This window comes from Paraburkholderia sp. OAS925, assembly GCF_040543975.1.
In the GTDB taxonomy this organism is placed as follows: Bacteria; Pseudomonadota; Gammaproteobacteria; order Burkholderiales; family Burkholderiaceae; genus Paraburkholderia; species Paraburkholderia graminis.
The window spans coordinates 3,673,044-3,692,334 of record NZ_JBEUNO010000001.1 but is presented as its reverse complement, the minus strand read 5'-3'; the positions used below and the strand labels follow the sequence as shown (position 1 = coordinate 3,692,334).

The following is a 19,291-nucleotide window of genomic DNA, read 5'->3' as shown; positions in this document are numbered from 1 at the left end:
CGTCATCCAGAATAATATTGCAGAACCGCCCGCGCGTTCGAATTTAAAGGAACCACCGTGCCGACTTCATCGCACACCGCCAGCCCGCTTATTGAACCCTTGCCGCCGCAGCGCGTGCTGTCGGTCGACAACCTGTCGGTTGCGTTTCGCAGCGGCGAGACCACGTTTAACGCGGTGCGCGATCTGTCGTTCACGGTCGAGCGCGGCGAGACGCTCGCGATCGTCGGCGAATCGGGGTCCGGCAAATCGGTGACATCGCTCGCGTTGATGCGGCTGATCGAGCACGGCGGTGGGCGCCTTGCCGGCGGCAGCATCATGTTCCGGCGCCGCGACGGCAACGTGCTCGACCTCGCGAAAGCGTCGTCGGGCACGATGCGTTCGATTCGCGGCGCCGACATCGCGATGATCTTTCAGGAGCCGATGACGTCGCTCAATCCGGTCTTCACGGTGGGCGATCAGATCAGCGAGGCCATTTCGCTGCATCAAGGCAAGAGCCGTTCCGCGGCCTTCGCCGAGACGTTGCGCCTGCTCGAACTCGTGCGCATTCCCGAGGCGCGGCGCGTGGCCGCGCGCTTTCCGCATCAACTGTCGGGCGGCATGCGCCAGCGCGTGATGATCGCGATGGCGCTGTCGTGCAAGCCCGCGTTGCTGATCGCCGACGAACCCACCACCGCGCTCGACGTGACCATTCAGGCGCAGATTCTGCAACTGATCCGCGGCTTGCAGGACGAGATGAACATGGGCGTGATCTTCATCACGCACGACATGGGCGTGGTCGCGGAAGTCGCAGACCGCGTGCTCGTGATGTATCGCGGAGAAAAAGTGGAAGAGGGCGCGTCGGATACGATTTTTGCCGCTCCGTCGCATGCTTATACGAAGGCGCTGCTCGCGGCCGTGCCGCGTCTCGGCGCAATGCAAGGCACCGATCAGCCCGCGAAGTTTCCGATTCTGACCGTCGAGCAGGCGAGCTTGAGCGGCGCCGATGAACCCGTGCGCCCCGCGGCCGCCGTCGCGAAAGAAGAGCAGCCGCGCGTCGATGAAAGCACGCCGCCTATTCTGCGTGTGCGCGATCTCGTCACGCGCTTTCCGGTGCGAAGCGGTCTCTTTGGCCGCCTGACCGGCCGCGTGCATGCCGTCGAAAAAGTCAGCTTCGATTTGCGGCCGGGCGAGACGCTCGCGCTCGTCGGCGAGTCGGGCTGCGGCAAGTCGACCACGGGCCGCTCGTTGTTGCGACTGGTGCAAAGCCAAAGCGGCTCAATCGAATTCAACGGCCGCGAAATCAGTTCGCTGACCGGCGCGTCACTACAGGCATTACGCCGCGACATCCAGTTCATTTTTCAGGACCCGTTCGCGTCGCTCAATCCGCGGCTCACGGTCGGCTTTTCGATCATGGAGCCGCTGCTCGTGCACGGCGTCGCGCAAGGTGCCGAGGCGCAAGCGCGAGTCGCGTGGCTGCTCGAAAAAGTCGGCTTGCCACCCGAGGCCGCGCGCCGCTATCCGCATGAATTCTCCGGCGGTCAGCGGCAACGCATTGCAATTGCGCGCGCGCTCGCATTGAATCCGAAAGTCGTGATCGCAGACGAATCCGTTTCCGCGCTCGATGTCTCCGTGCAGGCGCAGATCGTCAATCTGATGCTCGATTTGCAGCGCGAACTGGGCGTCGCGTATCTGTTCATTTCGCACGACATGGCGGTGGTCGAGCGCGTCAGTCATCGCGTGGCCGTGATGTATCTCGGACAGATCGTCGAGATCGGGCCGCGTCGCGCGGTGTTCGAGGCGCCGCAGCATCCGTACACGAGAAAGCTGATGGGCGCGGTGCCGGTTGCCGATCCGGCGCGCCGTCACGCGAAACGCATGCTCGCCGCCGACGAAATCCCGAGCCCGATCCGCGCATTGAACGATGAGCCTGTGGTAGCGCCGCTTATCGCGGTCGGACCGGATCATTTCGTCGCGCAGCATCGCGTGGGCGGTGCGTATTGAACGAGTCGTCAAAGCAGAACGATTGAACCAAAAGCAGCACAGCAAAAAGCGCCGGCCCGACACGCCGAAGCAAGTCGTCAAACACAACCTAAACCGTTTCAACTCGCAGCCTGGAGCCAACTCATGAACCTGCTGGTCCCGTCTTCTCCGTTTCGTTTGCGCGCGCTGCTCGGCGGCGGCGCAGTAGTGTTCGCCATGCTCGCGGGCAACGCCGCGCACGCCGAAACGACTGCAGTGATGGCCGTCGCCACGAACTTCACGACGCTTGATCCCTACGATGCCAACGACACGCTCTCGCAAGCCGTCGCGAAGTCGTTCTATCAGGGCCTCTTCGGCTTCGACAAGGACATGAAGCTCGTCAACGTGCTCGCCGACAGCTATGAAGCGAGCCCCGATGCGCGCGTCTACACGTTCAAGCTGCGTCATGGCGTCAAGTTCCAGGACGGCACGGACTTCAACGCCAACGCTGTCAAGGCGAACTTCGACCGCGTGACCGATCCGGCGAACAAGCTCAAGCGCTACAACATGTTCAACCGTATCGAGAAGACCGAAGTGGTCGATCCGTACACGGTGAAGATCACGCTGAAGGCGCCGTTCTCGGCATTCGTGAACGTGCTCGCGCATCCGTCGGCGGTGATGATTTCGCCTGACGCGCTGAAGAAATACGGCAAGGACATCGCGTTCCATCCGGTCGGCACAGGTCCGTTCGAATTCGTGAAGTGGGACCCGGCAGGCGACCTGACGGTGAAGAAGTTTGCCGGCTACTGGAAGAAGGGCTACCCGAAGATCGACGCGATCGACTGGAAGCCGGTGGTCGACAACAACACGCGCGCCGCGCTGATGCGTACCGGCGAAGCGGACTTCGCGTTTCAGGTGCCGTTCGAGCAGGCCGCGCAATTGCAGTCGAGCCCGAAGGTCGATCTGATCGCATCGCCTTCGATCATTCAGCGCTATATCAGCCTGAACCTGAATCAGAAGCCATTCGATAACCCGAAGGTGCGCCAGGCGCTCAACTACGCGGTCAACAAGGAAGCGCTGACGAAGGTCGTGTTCGCCGGTTATGCAACGCCGGCTGACGGCGTGGTGCCGCAGGGCGTCGACTATGCGGTGAAGCTCGGGCCGTGGCCGTACGATCCGGCGAAGGCGCGCGCGTTGCTGAAGGAAGCCGGCTATCCGAACGGCTTCGAAACCACGCTGTGGTCCGCGTACAACTACTCGACGGCGCAGAAGGTCATTCAGTTCGTGCAGCAGCAACTCGCGCAGGTCGGCATCAAGGCGCAGGTCGAAGCGCTTGAAGCCGGTCAGCGCGTCGCCCGCGTCGAAAGCGCGCAGGACGCCGCCACTGCGCCGGTGCGCATGTATTACGCGGGCTGGTCGTCGTCGACGGGCGAAGCCGACTGGGCGATCACACCGCTGCTGGCAACCGTCTCGTTCCCGCCGAAGATGATGAACACGGCGTACTACAAGAACGATACCGTCGACAGCGATCTGAAGCAGGCGCTCGAAACCACCGACCGCGCGCAGAAAGCCGCGCTCTACACGGACGCGCAAAAGCGCATCTGGGCCGACGCGCCGTGGATTTTCCTCGTCAAGGAAAAGGTCGTGTATGCGCGCAGCAAGCGTCTGTCGGGTGCGTATGTCGCGCCGGACGGTTCGTTTAACTTCGACGAAATCGCCATCAAGTGACGAGCCGGGCGCGCGGCGCTGCACGTCGATCAGGACGCTTCAGGACGCGCGGCGCCGCGCGCTCGCATGAGCAGTACATGGTATTTCGTTGCCCGAATCATTGCCGGATTGAGCTTCAATGCTGAATTTCATCGTCAAACGTCTCTTTGGTCTGCTGCCGACGCTCGCGATCGTCGCGGTGCTGGTCTTTCTGTTCGTGCATCTGCTGCCGGGCGATCCGGCGCGGCTCGCGGCCGGTCCCGATGCCGACGAAGCGACCGTCGCTCTCGTGCGCGCCGACCTCGGACTCGACAAGCCGATGCCGCAGCAATTCGCTCGCTTCTTCGTGAAGATCGCGCACGGCGACTTCGGCATTTCCACGCGCAGCAAGCGGCCCGTGAGCGAGGAGATCGCCGAGCGCTTCATGCCGACGCTGCTGCTCACGCTCGCGAGCATGGTGTGGGCGGTGGTGCTGGGCATGGGCATCGGCATCGTGTCGGCGGTGTGGCGTAACCGTTGGCCGGACCGGCTCGGCATGACGCTCGCCGTGTCGGGCATTTCGTTTCCTGCCTTCGCGCTCGGCATGCTGCTGATGGAAATCTTCTCGGTGAAGCTCGGCTGGCTGCCTATCGTCGGCGATGGTTCGTGGCAGAGCTACATCCTTCCTTCGCTGACGCTCGGCGCCGCCGTCGCGGCAGTGATGGCGCGCTTCACGCGCGCGTCGTTCGTCGAGGTGATGAACGAAGACTTCGTGCGCACCGCGCGCGCGAAGGGCGTGCCCGAGCGGCTCGTGATCGTCAAGCACTGCCTGCGCAACGCGATGATTCCCGTCGTCACGATGATGGGGCTTCAGTTCGGCTTTCTGCTCGGCGGCTCGATTGTCGTCGAGGTCGTATTCAACTGGCCGGGCCTCGGGCGCCTGCTGGTGGATGCGGTGTCGATGCGCGACTATCCGGTGATTCAGGCGGAGGTGCTGTTGTTCTCGCTCGAATTCATCATCATCAACCTGGTCGTGGACGTGCTGTACGCCGTGATCAATCCGACTATCCGTTTCAAGTGAGGCCCGCATGAGCACGACAGCCACCGAGCCGAATGCGGCCAAAACCAAGAACGCCGAGCGCACGATCCGCACGCCGTGGAGCGAATTCTGGCGCAAGTTTCGCAAGCAGCATGTGGCGCTGGCCGCCGGCATTTTCGTGCTGCTGCTGGTCGTGGTCGCGATTGCCGCGCCGCATATCGTGCCCTACGACCCGGAGAATTTCTTCGATTACGACGCGTTGAACGCGGGGCCTTCCGCTGCGCACTGGTTCGGCGTCGATTCACTGGGCCGCGATATTTTCAGCCGCATTCTCGCGGGCTCGCGCATCTCGCTCGAAGCAGGCTTTCTTTCCGTTGCGATAGGCGCTGTGATCGGCACGTTCTTCGGGCTGCTCGCCGGTTACTACGAAGGCTGGTGGGATCGCATCACGATGCGCGTGGCCGATGTGCTGTTCGCTTTCCCCGGCATTCTGCTCGCGATCGGCGTGGTCGCGATTCTCGGCAACGGCATGGTCAACGTGATCTGCGCGGTGGCGATCTTCAGCATTCCGGCGTTCGCGCGGCTCGTGCGCGGCAATACGCTGATGCTCAAGCAGCTTACGTATATCGAAGCGGCGCGCAGTATCGGCGCGTCGGACTGGACCATCATCGTGCGTCATATCTTGCCGGGCACGATTTCGTCGGTCGTCGTGTACTTCACGATGCGTATCGGCACGTCGATCATCACGGCCGCGAGCCTGTCGTTTCTCGGACTTGGCGCGCAGCCGCCGACGCCCGAGTGGGGCGCGATGCTCAACGAAGCGCGCGCCGATATGGTGACCGCACCGCATATCGCGCTGTTCCCGAGTCTCGCGATTTTCCTCACCGTGCTGGCGTTCAACCTGCTCGGCGACGGTTTGCGCGATGCGCTCGATCCGAAACTCGATCGCGCATGAGTTCGATGCAATCGCAACCTTCGCAGGCTGATAACAACGCGCCGCATATCGGCACATTGCCGAGCGGTGCGCTGGGCACGATCGCCGATGTAGAGGGCGTCACCGTCGGACATTGCACGCTCGCTGAAGGCGCGCTGCAAACCGGCGTGACCGTGATTCGTCCGCATGCGGACGATCCGTTTGTCGACAAGGTGCCTGCGGCTGTGTCGGTGATCAACGGCTTCGGCAAGAGCGTTGGTCTCGTGCAGATCGACGAACTCGGCACGCTCGAAACGCCGATTGCGTTGACCAACACGTTCGGCGTGGCCGCGGTGGCGCAGGCGCAGATTCGCGCGGCGATTAACGCGAACCCAGGCATTGGGCGCGAGTGGCCGACCGTCAATCCGCTGGTGTTCGAATGCAACGACGGATATCTCAACGATATTCAGGCGCTTGCGATCGGCGAACAGCATTTCAACGATGCGTACGCGGCAGCCGGAACTAAGGTGGCAAGCGGCTCGGTGGGCGCGGGCCGCGGCATGTCGTGCTTCGATCTGAAGGGCGGCATCGGCACTGCATCGCGCGTGGTGAGCGTTGCGGGGCGAGAGTACGTCGTCGGTGCGCTCGCGCTCGCTAACTTTGGACGTTTGCCGATGCTGGTTGTCGACGGCCATCCTGTCGGGCGCATCCTGGCTGAACGCGCAGCGAAAGCGAAAGCCGATGCCGATGCAACAAAGCCCGAGCAAGGCTCGATCATCATGATCGTCGCCACCGATGCACCGCTCGACGCGCGTCAACTCAAGCGCCTTTCGTTGCGCGCGGCAGCGGGCCTCGCGCGGACGGGTTCGGTGTATGGCCACGGCAGCGGCGACATAGCGCTCGCCTTTTCGACGGCCTACACGGTGCCGCATCTCGCGCAATACATTGCGCTGCCGCCGCTCGTCGCCGATCAATGCATGGACCCGCTTTTTCGCGCCTGCGCCGACAGCGTCGAGCAGGCGATTCTCGACGCGTTGTGGAGCGCGCAATCCGTCACCGGCCGCGATGGCCATCGACGTCTATCGCTGCGCGAGAGCGTCCCCGACCTCGCTCATTTACTCAAGCAAAGTCCCTGATGAAAGTCCTTATTTCCGCCGACATCGAAGGCATAGCCGGCGTATTTCACCCCGAGCAAACGCGTGCGGGCAACGGCGAATATGAGGCCGCGCGCCGCTGGATGACGCTCGAAGCGAACGCCGCAATCGAAGGCGCCTTTGCGGGCGGCGCGACGCAAGTGTGGGTCAACGACTCGCACGGCGGCTTTCGCAATCTGCTGCCCGATCTGCTCGACGCACGCGCTCAGGTGGTGCTCGGCAAACCGCGCACGCTCGGCATGATGGCGGGCCTCGAATACGGTGCGTCGCTCGTGTTCATGATCGGCTATCACGCGATGTCGCAAACGCGCGGCATTCTCGCGCACACCATCAACAGCTTTGCGTTCGCGCGCGTTTCGCTGAACGGCGTGGAGGTGGGCGAGGCCGGTTTGTACGGTGCGCTCGCTGAAGAATATGGCGCACAGGTAGCGCTTTTATCGGGCGACGATGTATTCGCCGAGGAAACCGCGCCGCGTTTTCCAGGCGCGCGTTTTGTCGTGACGAAGAGCGCGACGGGGCACGCGAGCGGCGTCACGCAATCGCCGGCAAACGCTCGTGCGGCGATAGAGAGCGCGGCGCGCGAAGTCGTGCAGCAGCATCTCGCCGAAGGACGCGCACCGCAAGCAACGCGCGCCGCCGCAGCAAAACCCGTCGAGTGCGAACTGCGCGTGCAGACCAGCGCGCTCGCCGATCTCTTCTGTCAGTGGCCGACCATGACGCGCGTCGATGCGGTCACGCTGCGCTTTAGCGCGGCGTCGGCGGAACATGTGGTGCGCATGCTCAACTGCCTGTCCGCGATGTCGTTCATGCTGCGGTAGCGAGTGTGTTGCGGGCCTACGCCTACTGCTGCCGGCTCAATTCGCGCGCGGCGCGGTCGATCACGTCCGCGATCGCGCCCGCGTGCGAGACCGGCGCGAGATGGCTCGACGCAATCGGCACGACCTTCGCGCCCATCCGCTCGGCCATGAATCGCTCGACGTCCGGCGACACGGCGCGGTCTTTCGTCGTCAGCACGTACCACGAAGGCTTCTCTTTCCACGCGACCTGACTGACCGTTTCGCCGAAGGCCGTCGCGGCGATCGGCACCTGCGCCGCGGACAGCACGCGCGTCACGTTCTCGGGGACGTCGGCGGCAAAATCCGCGTGATACTTGCTGCGATCGAGCCACAGGAAGCCGCTTGCATCCTTCGTGATGCCTGCGCCCGCCGGCATCGGCGCGGCGCGCTTCAGCAGGTCCGTCGTCGACTCGTGCAAGTCCGGCGCAACGGCCGCCACGTAGACGAGGCCCGCGACGTTCGGCGCATTCGCGCCCGCTTCGGTAATCACGACGCCGCCCCACGAGTGACCGACGAGTATCGTCGGCCCTTGCTGGCGAGCCAGCACGCGGCGTGTCGCGGCGACGTCGTCGGCGAGCGAGGTCAGTGGGTTCTGCACCGAACTCACGCGATAGCCCTTTTGCTGCAGCTTCGCGACCACGCCGTTCCAGCTCGAACCGTCGACGAATGCGCCGTGGACCAGCACGACGTTGCGCACGGGACCGGTCATGGGCGCGGTGGCGGGCGGCGCGGCGGCGGCTTTGGCGGGTGGTGCGGACGGTGTGCTCGGCGCGCCTGAAGCGGGAGCGGGCGCGGCGGCGGCGCTGGCTTCGGCGGCAGGCGCCTGGCCGGGCATCCGATCCCGTACAGCGGGCGCGGAAGATTCGGCAGCCGGGCCCGGCATGGGCACCACGCCCGGTGCGGCAGACGTTGCAGGCTCGGGCGCCGGAGCCGGCGTGTAAGTCTGCGCGAACGCGCCGCGGCTCGCAAAACAAAGACACAAGACGGCAGCGCAAACGAGGCGTTTTTTGGGCGACATGCTGAATCTCCGGAGACGGCCAACCCGACTACGGCAACATACCGAACCGGCGCCGCAGTGACAATCACATTCGGCGGAGGCAAGTGCGGCGCGGCACGAAGCGCGGGTTGACACCAGTATTTGGGCAATATCGGCCGGGGTAAAATTTTCGGTTCTGCCGGGGCGGGCCACAAGTCTGCTGTCGGGCGATCGAAATCCATACACTGGGGCGCAATTTGAACAATGCACTACAGCAAGAGGGCCTGAAGCGCGGGCTCAAGAATCGCCATATTCAACTCATTGCGCTCGGCGGCGCGATCGGCACGGGCCTTTTTCTCGGCTCGGCGAGCGTGTTGCAGGCCGCCGGCCCGTCGATGATTCTCGGCTACGCCATCGGCGGAATCATCGCGTTCATGATCATGCGGCAGTTGGGCGAGATGGTTGCGCAGGAACCGGTGGCGGGCTCGTTCAGCCACTTCGCGTACAAGTATTGGGGCGACTTTCCCGGCTTCCTGTCGGGCTGGAATTACTGGGTGTTGTACGTGCTCGTCAGCATGGCCGAACTGACGGCGGTCGGCACGTATGTCCACTACTGGTGGCCGGGTGTGCCGACGTGGGTATCGGCGCTCGTCTGCTTTGCCGGCATCAACGCGATCAATCTCGCGAACGTGAAGGCGTACGGCGAAACCGAGTTCTGGTTTGCGATCGTCAAGGTCGTGGCCGTGATCGGCATGATCCTGTTCGGCGGCTATCTGCTTATTTCCGGCCACGGCGGACCGCAGGCGTCGGTCACGAATCTCTGGAGCCACGGCGGATTTTTCCCGCATGGTTTTCATGGCCTCTTCACGATGCTCGCGGTCATCATGTTTTCGTTCGGCGGACTGGAGTTGATAGGCATCACCGCAGCCGAGGCCGACGAGCCGCAAAAGAGCGTTCCGAAGGCCGTGAATCAGGTCATCTACCGGATTCTGATTTTCTACATCTGCTCGCTGGCGGTGCTGCTTTCGCTGTATCCGTGGAACGAGGTCGCGGCCGGCGGCAGCCCGTTCGTGATGATCTTTTCGCAGATCGGTTCGACGCTGACCGCGAACGTGCTCAACGTCGTGGTGCTGACGGCGGCGCTGTCCGTGTACAACAGCGGCGTGTATGCGAATAGCCGCATGCTGTACGGTCTCGCGGAACAGGGCAATGCGCCGCGCGCGCTGATGAAGGTCGATCGGCGCGGCGTGCCGTATATGGCGATCGGCCTGTCGGCGCTCGCCACGTTCACGTGCGTGATCGTCAACTATCTGATTCCCGCGGAAGCGCTCGGCCTCTTGATGGCGCTCGTGGTTGCCGCGCTGGTGCTGAACTGGGCGCTGATCAGCCTGACGCATCTGAAGTCGCGCCGGGCGATGGTCGCCGCGGGCGAGACGCTCGTCTTCAAGTCGTTCTGGTTTCCGGTGAGCAACTGGATCTGCCTCGCGTTCATGGCGCTGATCCTCGTGATTCTCGCGATGACGCCCGGTTTGTCCGTGTCCGTGTGGCTCGTGCCGGTGTGGCTTGTGGTGATGTGGGCGGGTTATGAGTTCAAGCGCAGGCGCGCGGCGGCGCATGGGAGTGCTGCGCGGGTGGTTGGGCGGCAGAGTTGACGATCAGATGGCGCGACGGGTTGCTGTCGCGCTGCTCAAACCGCGCGACAAGATGGCGAAAGCCAAAAAACGAAAAACCCGCGAAGCGTTCAGCCGGCGCGGGTTTTCTTTGTGTTGCTTGGGTATTGCTCGGAAACTTGATGGTGCCCAGGGCCGGAATCGAACCGGCACGCCTTGCGGCGGGGGATTTTGAGTCCCCTGCGTCTACCAATTTCACCACCTGGGCAGATCTTGCGGCACACGCGTTAAAAACTCTCGCGCGGCGAAGACGCAGATTATGGCCGAAAATCCGCCGACGGGCAAGCCGCCCCCAGCCGCCATTCGCCAGTCGTTCAGACAGTGCGCGAAAACCGTTCGAGCGTCTGCTGGCCGAGATAGCGGTCGAACACCATCGCAATGTTGCGCACGAGCATGCGCCCGGCGGTCCGCACTTCGAGCTTGCGGTCCGTGACCGACACGAGGCCGTCCTGCTCGAAGCCGCGCAAGCGTTCGAGTTCCGGCTCGAACGTATCGGCGAAGCGAATGCCGTACATCGCTTCGAATTCGTCGAAGCGCAGTTCCAGATTGCACATCAACTGGGTGATGATGTCGCGCCGCAAACGGTCGTCGGCGGTGAGGCGCACGCCGCGCGTGATCGCGAGTCGGCCCGCGTCGATCGCGGCGCCATACGCCGGCAGATCTTTTGCGTTTTGCGCGTAGACGTCGCCGACCTTGCCGATCGACGACGCGCCGAAGCCGATCAGATCGCATTCGGCGCGCGTGCTGTAGCCCTGGAAATTGCGGTGCAAGGTCCGCTGTGCCTGGGCGCGCGCGAGTTCGTCGGTGGGCAGCGCGAAATGATCCATGCCGATGTACACGTAGCCGGCCGCGGTCAGACGCTCCACGACGCGTTGCAGGATAGCGAGACGCGCGGCAGGCGAGGGCAGCGCCGCGGCGTCCATCTGACGCTGCATCTTGAAGAGCTTCGGCATGTGCGCGTACGCGAACACCGACAGGCGATCGGGCGCGAGCTCGATCATCGTGTCGAGCGTGCGGCTGAAGCTCGACACCGTTTGATGCGGCAGTCCGTAGATCAGATCGACGCCGATCGAGTGAAAGCCCACGTGCCGCGCAGCCTGCATGACTGACGCGGTCATATCGAGCGGCTGGATGCGGTTGATCGCCTGCTGCACGAGCGGATCGAAATCCTGCACGCCGAGACTCAGCCGATTAAAGCCGAGCTTGCGCAGATGCGCGATCGTATCGGGCGAGGCCTCGCGCGGATCGACTTCGATCGAATATTCGGCTTCGCTGTCGGGCAGCAAGGTAAAGTGCTCGCGGGCCGCGCTCATCAATTCGGCGAGTTCGTCGTTCGACATGAAGGTCGGCGTGCCGCCGCCCAGATGCAATTGCGACACCGGCCGGCGCGTGTCGAAACACGCTGCCTGCAAGGCGATTTCGCGCTTCAACTGTTCCAGATACGGGCGCGCGCGCCCGCGGTTTTTCGTTGCGATCTTGTTGCAGCCGCAATAGAAACAGACGGTGTCGCAGAACGGAATATGGAAGTACAGCGAGAGGTCCGCAGCGGACGCGCCGGGATCGGCTGCCGCGCGCAGATAGTCGGCGAGGTCGAAGTCGTCGCGGAACTGAAGGGCCGTTGGATAGGACGTATAGCGTGGGCCGTTCGCGCTGTATTTGGCGAGCAGGTCGGGGCGAAAGAGCGAATTGGCGTTGGTCATGAGTGGCTTGTATTCGACGGCCGCGATAAGAGGCGCGAGTCGCGCCGGTTGCGCATGGTTTTTTGCGGACCGCGTGGGAACTGCGTGCGACGTACTCGGGCGCCTCGTGAGCGTGGCCTTTATTTAGATCCTTCGGATCCTCAGATCGAGAGCCAGTGTAGGGGAGCCGCCTCGCGCGCGATTGTGTAAAAAGGTCGCACGCGACACGGTGGCACAATGCGGGACTGGCGCTGCGGCGCCGTTGTTCGAATCCAGGAATTTTCGTCGTGAACGATGTGTATGGGCGCGTTGCAAAACGCGAGTCTCTGACCGATCATGCGTGCCGGCCCGATTGCGGCGCGTGCTGCATCGCGCCGTCGATTTCGAGCCCCATTCCGGGCATGCCGAACGGCAAACCGGCAGGCGTGCGTTGCGTGCAGCTTGGCGACGATTTGCGTTGCGCGATCTTCGGACAGCCCGAGCGTCCCGCGTGCTGTTCGGGACTGCAGCCGCAAGCCGAGATGTGCGGAGACGATCGAGGGCAAGCGCTTTTGTGGCTCACGCAACTGGAGGCGCAGACGCAGCCCGCGCGTTGAATCAAACAAGTGCGATGAAACAAGTGCTTTGACAGAGGGCTAAGCCCTCAACTGTGGTCGATTGGAGAAACCGTATGGCTCGATTGGTTGCGCCGGCCCGGCGCCGTTTTTTATTCGCCGCGCTGGCAGGCGCGAGCGCGCTTGGCGCCGTCTCGCTCGCGGCGTGCGCGACGTCGACTTTTCCGTTCATTCCGTCGCACTACACGTTTTCGCAGCAGCAGGTGCAGGACGCCGTGCAGCGGAAATTTCCGTATCAGCGTACGGTTTCTCAGGTGTTCGACGTCGCGTTGAGCCATCCGGTGGTCGGCTTGCTGCCGGACGCAAATCGCGTCTCCGTGAAGCTCGACGCGCACCTCGCGAGCCCCTTCATGCCGCAGCCGGTCGACGGCGTTTTCACACTGTCGAGCGAACTCGCGTACGATGCCGCGAGCCGGTCCGTCGTGCTTAAATCGCCGAATGTCGACAACGTCAGCGTGAGCGGCCAGGCGCAGGCGTACACGCAACAGATCAATGCTGCCGCCGCCGTCCTCGCGACGCAGTTGCTGAGCAACTACCCGATCTACACGTTCAAGCCGGAACAGTTGCAATTTGCCGGAGTGAACTACGAACCCGGTACAATCACGATCCTTACAAACGGTATACGCGTGCAAATCGTCGAGAAATGACGCTGTGCGCGGCCGGCAGGGCCGCGCGTCGCCGTGCTGCTCCTGCCAGTTCCGGCATTCGACAATCAATAGCGATGAGGGGCACGGATGGACTGGTTATTGGCTTGCAAGGCGTTGATTCTGGGCATCGTCGAAGGTCTGACGGAGTTTTTGCCGGTGTCGAGCACCGGGCATCTGATCGTCGCGGGCAGTCTGCTCAATTTCACCGACGAACACGCGAAGACCTTCGACGTCGTGATTCAACTCGGCGCGATTCTCGCGGTGTGCTGGGAGTTTCGCCGGCGCATCGCCAGCGTCGTGACCGGCTTGCCGAGCCGTCCTGAGGCGCGGCGCTTCACGCTCAATGTAATCATCGCAACCATTCCAGCGATCGTGCTCGGACTGCTGCTCGAAAAGTCGATCAAGGCGGCGCTCTTTTCGCCGGTGCCGGTCGCGTTCGCGCTCGTCGTGGGCGGCGTCGTCATCTTGTGGGCCGAGGCTCGGCAGCGCGGGCAAGGCGGCGAAGGCAAGGCCGCCCGCGTGCACGACGTGGACGACATGACGCCAATGGACGCGCTGAAAGTTGGCCTGGCCCAATGCTTCGCGCTCATCCCCGGCACGTCGCGCTCGGGGTCGACGATCATCGGCGGGATGCTGTTTGGTCTCGACCGCCGCGTGGCGACGGAGTTTTCGTTTTTCCTCGCGATTCCGATCATGTTCGGCGCGACGGCCTACGAGTTGTACAAGGACTGGCATCTGTTGTCCGTCGACGCACTCGGCATCTTCGCGCTCGGTTTCGTGGCCGCGTTTGTCAGCGCGTTTCTGTGCGTGCGCTGGCTGCTTCGCTATATTGCCGGGCACGATTTCACGGCGTTCGCGTGGTATCGCATCGGCTTCGGATTGCTGATTCTGCTGGTCGGCTATAGCGGCGCGTTGAGCTGGACGGATTGACGCCGGCGCGCTCTTTTGCGCGAGACAAAAAAGAAGGTCCGCCAATTATGTTGGCGGACCTTTTTTATTGGCCGAGGCCGATGTCCAGGCCGTGAGCGCTTTCGCCTTTACGCGATCTCGCGCTTGCGGAACACGAGATCCCACACGCCGTGGCCGAGCCGCAGACCGCGCCGCTCGAACTTCGTCACCGGACGATAGTCAGGCCGCGGCGCATAGCCGTCGACGGTGTTCTGCAACGACGGCTCCGCGCTCAGCACTTCGAGCATCTGTTCGGCGTAGTTTTGCCAGTCGGTCGCGCAATGCAGATAGGCGCCGGGCTTTAGCCGTGAGGCGAGCAGGGCGACGAACTTCGGCTGAATCAGGCGGCGCTTGTGATGGCGCGCCTTGTGCCACGGGTCGGGAAAGAAAATGTGCACGCCGTCGAGGCTATCGGGCGCGATCATCTGTTCGAGCACCTCGACGGCGTCGTGCTGAATGATGCGGATGTTGGTGAGCGACTGCTCGCCCATCAGCTTCAGCAACGCGCCGACGCCCGGCTCATGCACTTCGACGCCGAGAAAATCGTCGGCCGGACGGTGTGCGGCGATCTCCGCCGTCGTCGCGCCCATGCCGAAGCCGATCTCGAGCACGCGCGGCGCTTCACGACCGAACACGCTGTTCCAGTCGGGCTGCTGCGGCGCGAACGGCACGACGAAGCGCGGACCGAGTTCGTCCATCGCGCGGCGCTGGCCGGTCGACACGCGGCCCGCGCGCGTGACGAAGCTGCGGATGCGTCGGCGGTGCAGGGTTTCGTCTTGCAACGCTTCGGCGTCGGTCTGGTGCGCGTCGGTGTCGCTGGAGGGTGTCGGGAGTTCGTCGGGCAAGCCGGCGTCGTGGGTATCGTGGATCATGGTCGATGCTGCTACAAGGTGAAGGTCGCGGTTGGCGTGGGCATGGGGCATCGGGCGCTTGGGCGCTTTGTGACGCCGCCGCCGCGCGCGGCGCGTAGGCCGCGTCGGCGGCATATTGTGCGCGCCGATTGCCGCGTCGGCTGCCATGCGATCGCGCCGGGTTGCCGCGCCGGCCAGCCGTCGCTATAAAAAAGCCGCCTTCGTCGAGGCGGCTCGTGCTTGATTTCCGCCGAAGGCTCGGCAGTCAGGTGGAGCGGGCGTTGCAAGTGCGCGTAAGGTAGCACAACGCAAAAGGGCGCGTCCAGACAGAGTCCACTTGGCAGCAACGGCGAACCAGGCGACATTACGTTTCGATAACGGAAATCGCCGGTTATGTGATTTAATCGTTCTGTAAGCCATTTCTTCTTTCCAACGATTAATTCACGCGAATATCCGTTATGAGTCAGCACGCACACAGTCACCGCGAAGCAAAAGCACCGAAAACCAGCTGGATCGCAATTGAGCCGAACCGTGTTCCGGCTACTTCACGCAATGCGCTTCGTAAAGCGATGCTGATTGAACGCGTGCCGCTGACGCAATACAACGACCTGCTGTGGCTGATGGCGCAGGAGTCGGGCGGCGCGGTCAATCTGCGCAATTCGAAGTCGGGCGCGCGTGGGCTTTTTCAATTGCTGCCGTCGCAATATGAATTGAATCCGGGCGGCATCGAATCATTCGGCGATGCCGTGGAAGAATGCCGCGGCGGTATTCGATATATTCTCGGCCGCTATCACCATGCGGCGTCCGCACGGTTGGTGTGGCAAGCGAATCACTGGATTTGAAGTTTTGGGGAATGCAGATACTTTCCACGGAACAGCGGCAACGATTGGGCAACTGCCGGAAAGTATCTGGAGCGGGCGATGGGAATCGAACCCACGGCTCTAGCTTGGGAAGCTAGGGTATTACCATTATACGACGCCCGCAGAGCGCGCTATTTTACTCGCGAAAGGGCAGCAAGCGCAAATTGCGCCGCTGCCTTGCTTAGCTCATGGGCCGCGCGAGCGCGCCTCAGATCACGAAGTAAGTGAGCTGAACCGCAGCACGCGTGACCACCATCAACAGAACCTGCACGATCACGAACAGCAGAATCGGCGAGAGGTCGATGCCGCCCAGTTGCGGGATCACTCGCCGCAGCGGGTTCAGAAACGGCGCGGTCAACTGGTACAGAATCGGCATGGCCGGCGAACGCGGATTGAGCCAGGACAGGAGCGCCATCAGAATCGTCAGCCAGATGATCAGGTTCAGCGCCCACTTGATCAGCGTCAGCACCGCGACGATCAGCAGCGTGGGCAGCAGCGTGAGCGGATCGGCGCCGGTCAGCACCACCATCAACACCACGTAGATGATTGCCGCGATCAGCGCTGCGACGAGACTCGCCCAGTCGACGTTGCGCGTGGTCGGCAGAATTCGCCGCAACGGCAGAACGATCCAGTTGGTGGCTTGCAGCACGGCGTTCGTGACCGGGTTGTACGGCGGCATGCGCACGACCTGCAGCCACGCGCGCAGCAGCAGCGCCGCGCCGAACAACGTGAAGAGGGTATTGAGCAGAAAACGGGCGATATCGCCAAACATCTCGTGTCCTTATGCTTCTGATGGCAGCCGTTCAATGGCCTGGGCGCCGGCGCTTCGGTGGGGCGCACGGCGGTTTGTCATGTCGCATGCGCCGCCGATGCGGCCGCATGCGTTGTGCAACGTTGCTAAGACAGCTACGCGGAACACAGTTGCCTCGACGCAAGCGCAACGACTGGCCGCACGAATCGGCCGCCAGCAGTGCCGCTCCGGCTCCGCGTCACGCGTCCGCGTCACTACACCGAAACCTTGATCTCGCTGATGAAAATCGCGCCGTTGCCGCCGTCGGTGTAATTCGGAATGTCGGCAAGAAGCCGCTCCGACGCCGGCTTGAAGACCTTGTAGAAATCCTCGGTGCTGTCGAACAGGAAATGGCCCGCGGCCACATACGGCGGCGGCGTGCCCGGCGGCCCGGCGTTGATGCCCACGTCGACGGACCAGCCCTTCAGCGACGGGCCGAACAGCTCCGCCGCAAGCGGCATATGCGTGGCGCAGTAATACTCCACGTCGAAGTGGCCGTTTTCCCGGTACGGATAGAGGATGCTGACCTTGATCATTGTGCGTTCTCGTCTGTTGGTCCCGAAGCGAGGCGCCGGCGGATTGCGCGCGGCGCCGGACGTCACATTATCACGGCTTACTTGACGCTTGCACCTGCTGCCGCCTGATTGAGTGACCGTCCCAACGATTCTTCGACGGCGTCCGAGATGGCGTCGATCGCGGCGGGCGGCGTGGCGCGGCGTTGCGCCAGCGCGACCGCGCGCCGCGACAGCAAGCCGTACAGCGCGGCATGGTCGCCGCCGAGGCTCTCGAACAGCGCCAACTGTTTCTGCACGACCCCGGTGTCGCCACGCGATATGGGTCCGGCGAGGGCGTTCGACAGCCCCTTGTCGCGTGCGGTTTCGATGGTGCCCGCGAGCATCGGCAAGAGCGCACGCAACGCGTCGTCTTCGGCAAAACCGAGCGTGCGCCACAGCGCGACGCATTCGGCGAGGCTGCACAGCGCGAAGCTCGCCGCGTAGTGGGCGGCGCCGTGGTACAGCATGCGGCTGCCTGGCGGAATCGACAGCGGATGGCAGCGCAGCGCGAGGGCCAACGCGGTCAGCGTGTCCTTCAAGGCGCCGTCGGCCTCGATTGTTATCGAACAGCCGGCGATACGGTCGACGTCGCTCGCCTCGCCGCCGAAAAGGTACAGCGGATGAAACCCGCCGATCGACGCCCCCTGGTCGCGCGCGGGCGCCAGCAGCTCGACCGGCGATGCGCCGCTGCAATGCACGAGCGCCTTGCCGCCGGCTTTGTCTCGGTCCTGGTCCTGGTCCTGGTCCGGCTCAAAACGCAGTATGTGCGCTGACGTACCGATGCTGTCGTCCGGAACGGCTAAAAAGACGACGTCGGCGTTGTCGATGACCTGCTGAGGGTCGTCGAGCGCCAAGCAGCCAGGAATCTGGCTGGCGAGCCGGGCGGCGGATGCCGCGGTACGGCTTGCCACCGCCGTCACGGGATAGCCCGCGCGGGAAAAGCCGAGCGCGAGGCAACGCGCGAGCCGGCCCGCGCCGATAAAACCGAGGCGGGGCAGAGGACGGGACTGGGACATGTCGGCGGGCTCCAGACGGGGCTTGGACGGGAAAGCAGCAGTATCGCGCATCGGCCGGCGGGTGGAGCAAGCAGGCGGAGCAAGCAGGTGGAGCAACTGGCGACGACTGTCGTCAGATGAGTTTGCCGGCGATATGACGCGCACAGCCGGTCATGGCGGCGCGCCGGCCCCGCGGGCTTGAAAACTGCTCACAATTTCCGCATGGCCGATGTGGCCGTGGCTGTTTCATGGGTACGCGCTTAGCAATGTTGCAATCGAACTCGGGGAGGTCACGATGAGCATTTTTTCTTACCGGAAGCATCTGCGGTTTCTGACGCATGCGCAGCGGCGTCGCTGGTGGGACCAGAAAAAACGTCTGAGTCCGCGCGTGCGGATCAGCGTCGCGTACGTTCCGCCGAATGTGTCCCGCGAATTTGCCTACGTGAAAGTCGGCTGACGCCGCACCCAACCTCGGACGAGACAATGCCCGGCCTGCGCGCCGGGCTTTTTATTGCCTGTTGCGCGCCGCCCTCGGTATTAAAGCTAATTTGTAATTAAAGATTACCGGGGTGACGTCCGTTGAACCGGCATGCGCCTGTGGAAACCGTTCGCCGCGTGCGCGACACGCGCAATCGCTTGATTCTGCACGACCTTCCCGCATATCCAACTGCGCCGCCGACGCACCACCGACGTAATTTCTTTTCGCCTATTGCAATTTGCAACAAATGCGAACAGCGTCGCGCGGGCTTTTTAGATAAATTGATTTCGTAGCATGCAAGGCATGCGCAGTCGGCGACCTTGAGTGGGCCGCGCCAGGAGAACAAAGTGAAAAAGATCGTCCCGTTTGTTGTTGCTGCCGCACTCGGCGTGGGGCTTGCCTCCGTCGCGCAAGCGCACGTTTCTGTCGGTATCGGTATCGGGGTACCGGTCGCGCCGGCGTACCCGGTCTACGCGGCGCCTCCGCCGGTGTACTACCCGCCGCCGCCGCCCGTCGTCTATGCACCGCCCGTGGTCTATGCGCCGCCGCCGGTGGTGGTCGGCGGATACGGTGGTTATTATGGTTATGGCCGACCGTATTATCGCCACGGCTACTACCGTGGTGGATATGGCTACGGACACGGCTACTATCGGCGCTAAGCGA

At 63.3% G+C, this 19,291-nt stretch carries 19 protein-coding genes and 2 tRNA genes; 13 read left to right on the top strand and 8 right to left on the bottom strand.

The window, feature by feature from the left end:
- Positions 1 to 57 precede the first annotated feature (57 nt).
- From ABIE53_RS16145 to ABIE53_RS16120, 6 genes are all read left to right on the top strand, one after another.
- The gene (locus ABIE53_RS16145; protein ID WP_006050135.1) at positions 58 to 1,980 is read left to right on the top strand and encodes a dipeptide ABC transporter ATP-binding protein; all 1,923 of its coding nucleotides are present in this window, start codon (positions 58 to 60) and stop codon (positions 1,978 to 1,980) included.
- 123 nt (positions 1,981 to 2,103) lie between these two features.
- Positions 2,104 to 3,666, top strand: coding sequence for a glutathione ABC transporter substrate-binding protein GsiB (gsiB, locus tag ABIE53_RS16140; RefSeq protein WP_006050136.1), 1,563 nt, complete (start codon positions 2,104 to 2,106; stop codon positions 3,664 to 3,666).
- Positions 3,667 to 3,784: 118 nt separating this feature from the next.
- Positions 3,785 to 4,705: a glutathione ABC transporter permease GsiC gene (gene gsiC, locus ABIE53_RS16135; protein ID WP_006050137.1), complete on the top strand. Its 921-nt coding sequence runs from the start codon at positions 3,785 to 3,787 to the stop codon at positions 4,703 to 4,705.
- A 7-nt stretch (positions 4,706 to 4,712) separates the two neighbouring features.
- Complete coding sequence (gsiD, locus tag ABIE53_RS16130; protein WP_006050138.1) at positions 4,713 to 5,618, top strand: glutathione ABC transporter permease GsiD; 906 nt, start codon at positions 4,713 to 4,715, stop codon at positions 5,616 to 5,618.
- Positions 5,615 to 6,712 (top strand): DmpA family aminopeptidase, encoded by a 1,098-nt coding sequence (locus ABIE53_RS16125; RefSeq protein ID WP_006050139.1) that lies wholly within the window; start codon positions 5,615 to 5,617, stop codon positions 6,710 to 6,712. The genes gsiD and ABIE53_RS16125 overlap by 4 nt, the downstream gene beginning before the upstream one ends.
- Positions 6,712 to 7,548 carry a M55 family metallopeptidase gene (locus ABIE53_RS16120; RefSeq protein ID WP_006050140.1) on the top strand — a complete coding sequence of 279 codons (837 nt, stop codon included), beginning with the start codon at positions 6,712 to 6,714 and terminating at the stop codon, positions 7,546 to 7,548. The genes ABIE53_RS16125 and ABIE53_RS16120 overlap by 1 nt, the downstream gene beginning before the upstream one ends.
- Before the next feature lie 22 nt (positions 7,549 to 7,570).
- On the opposite strand, the gene ABIE53_RS16115 is transcribed toward ABIE53_RS16120, so the two are convergent.
- Complete coding sequence (locus tag ABIE53_RS16115) at positions 7,571 to 8,584, bottom strand: alpha/beta fold hydrolase (RefSeq protein ID WP_006050141.1); 1,014 nt, start codon at positions 8,582 to 8,584, stop codon at positions 7,571 to 7,573.
- Between the two features lie 215 nt (positions 8,585 to 8,799).
- On the opposite strand from ABIE53_RS16115, the gene ABIE53_RS16110 reads away from it, so the two are divergent.
- Positions 8,800 to 10,194: an amino acid permease gene (locus ABIE53_RS16110; protein WP_175130889.1), complete on the top strand. Its 1,395-nt coding sequence runs from the start codon at positions 8,800 to 8,802 to the stop codon at positions 10,192 to 10,194.
- Positions 10,195 to 10,335: 141 nt separating this feature from the next.
- On the opposite strand, the gene ABIE53_RS16105 is transcribed toward ABIE53_RS16110, so the two are convergent.
- Positions 10,336 to 10,420: transfer RNA gene (locus ABIE53_RS16105), tRNA-Leu, on the bottom strand.
- Between the two features lie 106 nt (positions 10,421 to 10,526).
- Positions 10,527 to 11,912 (bottom strand): oxygen-independent coproporphyrinogen III oxidase, encoded by a 1,386-nt coding sequence (gene hemN / locus ABIE53_RS16100; RefSeq protein ID WP_006050144.1) that lies wholly within the window; start codon positions 11,910 to 11,912, stop codon positions 10,527 to 10,529.
- A 266-nt stretch (positions 11,913 to 12,178) separates the two neighbouring features.
- Between hemN and ABIE53_RS16095 the strand changes: the two genes are divergently transcribed.
- From ABIE53_RS16095 to ABIE53_RS16085, 3 genes are all read left to right on the top strand, one after another.
- Positions 12,179 to 12,487 (top strand): YkgJ family cysteine cluster protein, encoded by a 309-nt coding sequence (locus tag ABIE53_RS16095; protein WP_006050145.1) that lies wholly within the window; start codon positions 12,179 to 12,181, stop codon positions 12,485 to 12,487.
- A gap of 74 nt (positions 12,488 to 12,561) precedes the next feature.
- Positions 12,562 to 13,152 (top strand): DUF1439 domain-containing protein, encoded by a 591-nt coding sequence (locus tag ABIE53_RS16090; protein ID WP_006050146.1) that lies wholly within the window; start codon positions 12,562 to 12,564, stop codon positions 13,150 to 13,152.
- Positions 13,153 to 13,239: 87 nt separating this feature from the next.
- Positions 13,240 to 14,082 carry an undecaprenyl-diphosphate phosphatase gene (locus ABIE53_RS16085; RefSeq protein ID WP_029968002.1) on the top strand — a complete coding sequence of 281 codons (843 nt, stop codon included), beginning with the start codon at positions 13,240 to 13,242 and terminating at the stop codon, positions 14,080 to 14,082.
- Positions 14,083 to 14,189: 107 nt separating this feature from the next.
- On the opposite strand, the gene trmB is transcribed toward ABIE53_RS16085, so the two are convergent.
- On the bottom strand, positions 14,190 to 14,972 hold the full coding sequence (trmB, locus tag ABIE53_RS16080) for a tRNA (guanosine(46)-N7)-methyltransferase TrmB (protein ID WP_006050148.1): 783 nt from the start codon (positions 14,970 to 14,972) through the stop codon (positions 14,190 to 14,192).
- A 548-nt stretch (positions 14,973 to 15,520) separates the two neighbouring features.
- Here trmB and ABIE53_RS16075 point away from each other — a divergent pair.
- Positions 15,521 to 15,793, top strand: coding sequence for an aggregation-promoting factor C-terminal-like domain-containing protein (locus ABIE53_RS16075; protein ID WP_006050149.1), 273 nt, complete (start codon positions 15,521 to 15,523; stop codon positions 15,791 to 15,793).
- Positions 15,794 to 15,860: 67 nt separating this feature from the next.
- Here ABIE53_RS16075 and ABIE53_RS16070 read toward each other — a convergent pair.
- The 4 genes from ABIE53_RS16070 to ABIE53_RS16055 all read right to left on the bottom strand — a co-directional run bounded on the left by ABIE53_RS16070 (position 15,861) and on the right by ABIE53_RS16055 (position 18,171).
- Positions 15,861 to 15,934, bottom strand: a tRNA-Gly gene (locus tag ABIE53_RS16070).
- 85 nt (positions 15,935 to 16,019) lie between these two features.
- Entirely contained in the window at positions 16,020 to 16,583 is a 564-nt protein-coding gene (locus tag ABIE53_RS16065; protein ID WP_006050150.1) for a YggT family protein, read from the bottom strand.
- 233 nt (positions 16,584 to 16,816) lie between these two features.
- Entirely contained in the window at positions 16,817 to 17,137 is a 321-nt protein-coding gene (locus ABIE53_RS16060; protein WP_006050151.1) for an EthD family reductase, read from the bottom strand.
- A 77-nt stretch (positions 17,138 to 17,214) separates the two neighbouring features.
- Entirely contained in the window at positions 17,215 to 18,171 is a 957-nt protein-coding gene (locus ABIE53_RS16055; RefSeq protein ID WP_006050152.1) for a Rossmann-like and DUF2520 domain-containing protein, read from the bottom strand.
- Between the two features lie 274 nt (positions 18,172 to 18,445).
- On the opposite strand from ABIE53_RS16055, the gene ABIE53_RS16050 reads away from it, so the two are divergent.
- Together ABIE53_RS16050 and ABIE53_RS16045 are read left to right on the top strand one after the other, a co-directional pair.
- On the top strand, positions 18,446 to 18,607 hold the full coding sequence (locus ABIE53_RS16050; RefSeq protein ID WP_165919826.1) for a hypothetical protein: 162 nt from the start codon (positions 18,446 to 18,448) through the stop codon (positions 18,605 to 18,607).
- Between the two features lie 368 nt (positions 18,608 to 18,975).
- Positions 18,976 to 19,287, top strand: coding sequence for a hypothetical protein (locus tag ABIE53_RS16045; RefSeq protein ID WP_006050154.1), 312 nt, complete (start codon positions 18,976 to 18,978; stop codon positions 19,285 to 19,287).
- The last annotated feature ends 4 nt before the right edge of the window (positions 19,288 to 19,291 follow it).

Coding starts and splice junctions, on each gene's coding strand:
- ABIE53_RS16085 (WP_029968002.1), top strand. CDS start 13,240: ATGGACTGGTTATTGGCTTGCAAGGCGTTGATTCTGGGCATCGTCGAA.
- ABIE53_RS16115 (WP_006050141.1), bottom strand. CDS start 8,584: ATGTCGCCCAAAAAACGCCTCGTTTGCGCTGCCGTCTTGTGTCTTTGT.
- ABIE53_RS16065 (WP_006050150.1), bottom strand. CDS start 16,583: ATGTTTGGCGATATCGCCCGTTTTCTGCTCAATACCCTCTTCACGTTG.
- ABIE53_RS16050 (WP_165919826.1), top strand. CDS start 18,446: ATGAGCATTTTTTCTTACCGGAAGCATCTGCGGTTTCTGACGCATGCG.
- ABIE53_RS16125 (WP_006050139.1), top strand. CDS start 5,615: ATGAGTTCGATGCAATCGCAACCTTCGCAGGCTGATAACAACGCGCCG.
- ABIE53_RS16055 (WP_006050152.1), bottom strand. CDS start 18,171: ATGTCCCAGTCCCGTCCTCTGCCCCGCCTCGGTTTTATCGGCGCGGGC.
- ABIE53_RS16120 (WP_006050140.1), top strand. CDS start 6,712: ATGAAAGTCCTTATTTCCGCCGACATCGAAGGCATAGCCGGCGTATTT.
- gsiC (WP_006050137.1), top strand. CDS start 3,785: ATGCTGAATTTCATCGTCAAACGTCTCTTTGGTCTGCTGCCGACGCTC.
- ABIE53_RS16090 (WP_006050146.1), top strand. CDS start 12,562: ATGGCTCGATTGGTTGCGCCGGCCCGGCGCCGTTTTTTATTCGCCGCG.
- trmB (WP_006050148.1), bottom strand. CDS start 14,972: ATGATCCACGATACCCACGACGCCGGCTTGCCCGACGAACTCCCGACA.
- hemN (WP_006050144.1), bottom strand. CDS start 11,912: ATGACCAACGCCAATTCGCTCTTTCGCCCCGACCTGCTCGCCAAATAC.
- ABIE53_RS16075 (WP_006050149.1), top strand. CDS start 15,521: ATGCTGATTGAACGCGTGCCGCTGACGCAATACAACGACCTGCTGTGG.
- gsiD (WP_006050138.1), top strand. CDS start 4,713: ATGAGCACGACAGCCACCGAGCCGAATGCGGCCAAAACCAAGAACGCC.
- ABIE53_RS16060 (WP_006050151.1), bottom strand. CDS start 17,137: ATGATCAAGGTCAGCATCCTCTATCCGTACCGGGAAAACGGCCACTTC.
- gsiB (WP_006050136.1), top strand. CDS start 2,104: ATGAACCTGCTGGTCCCGTCTTCTCCGTTTCGTTTGCGCGCGCTGCTC.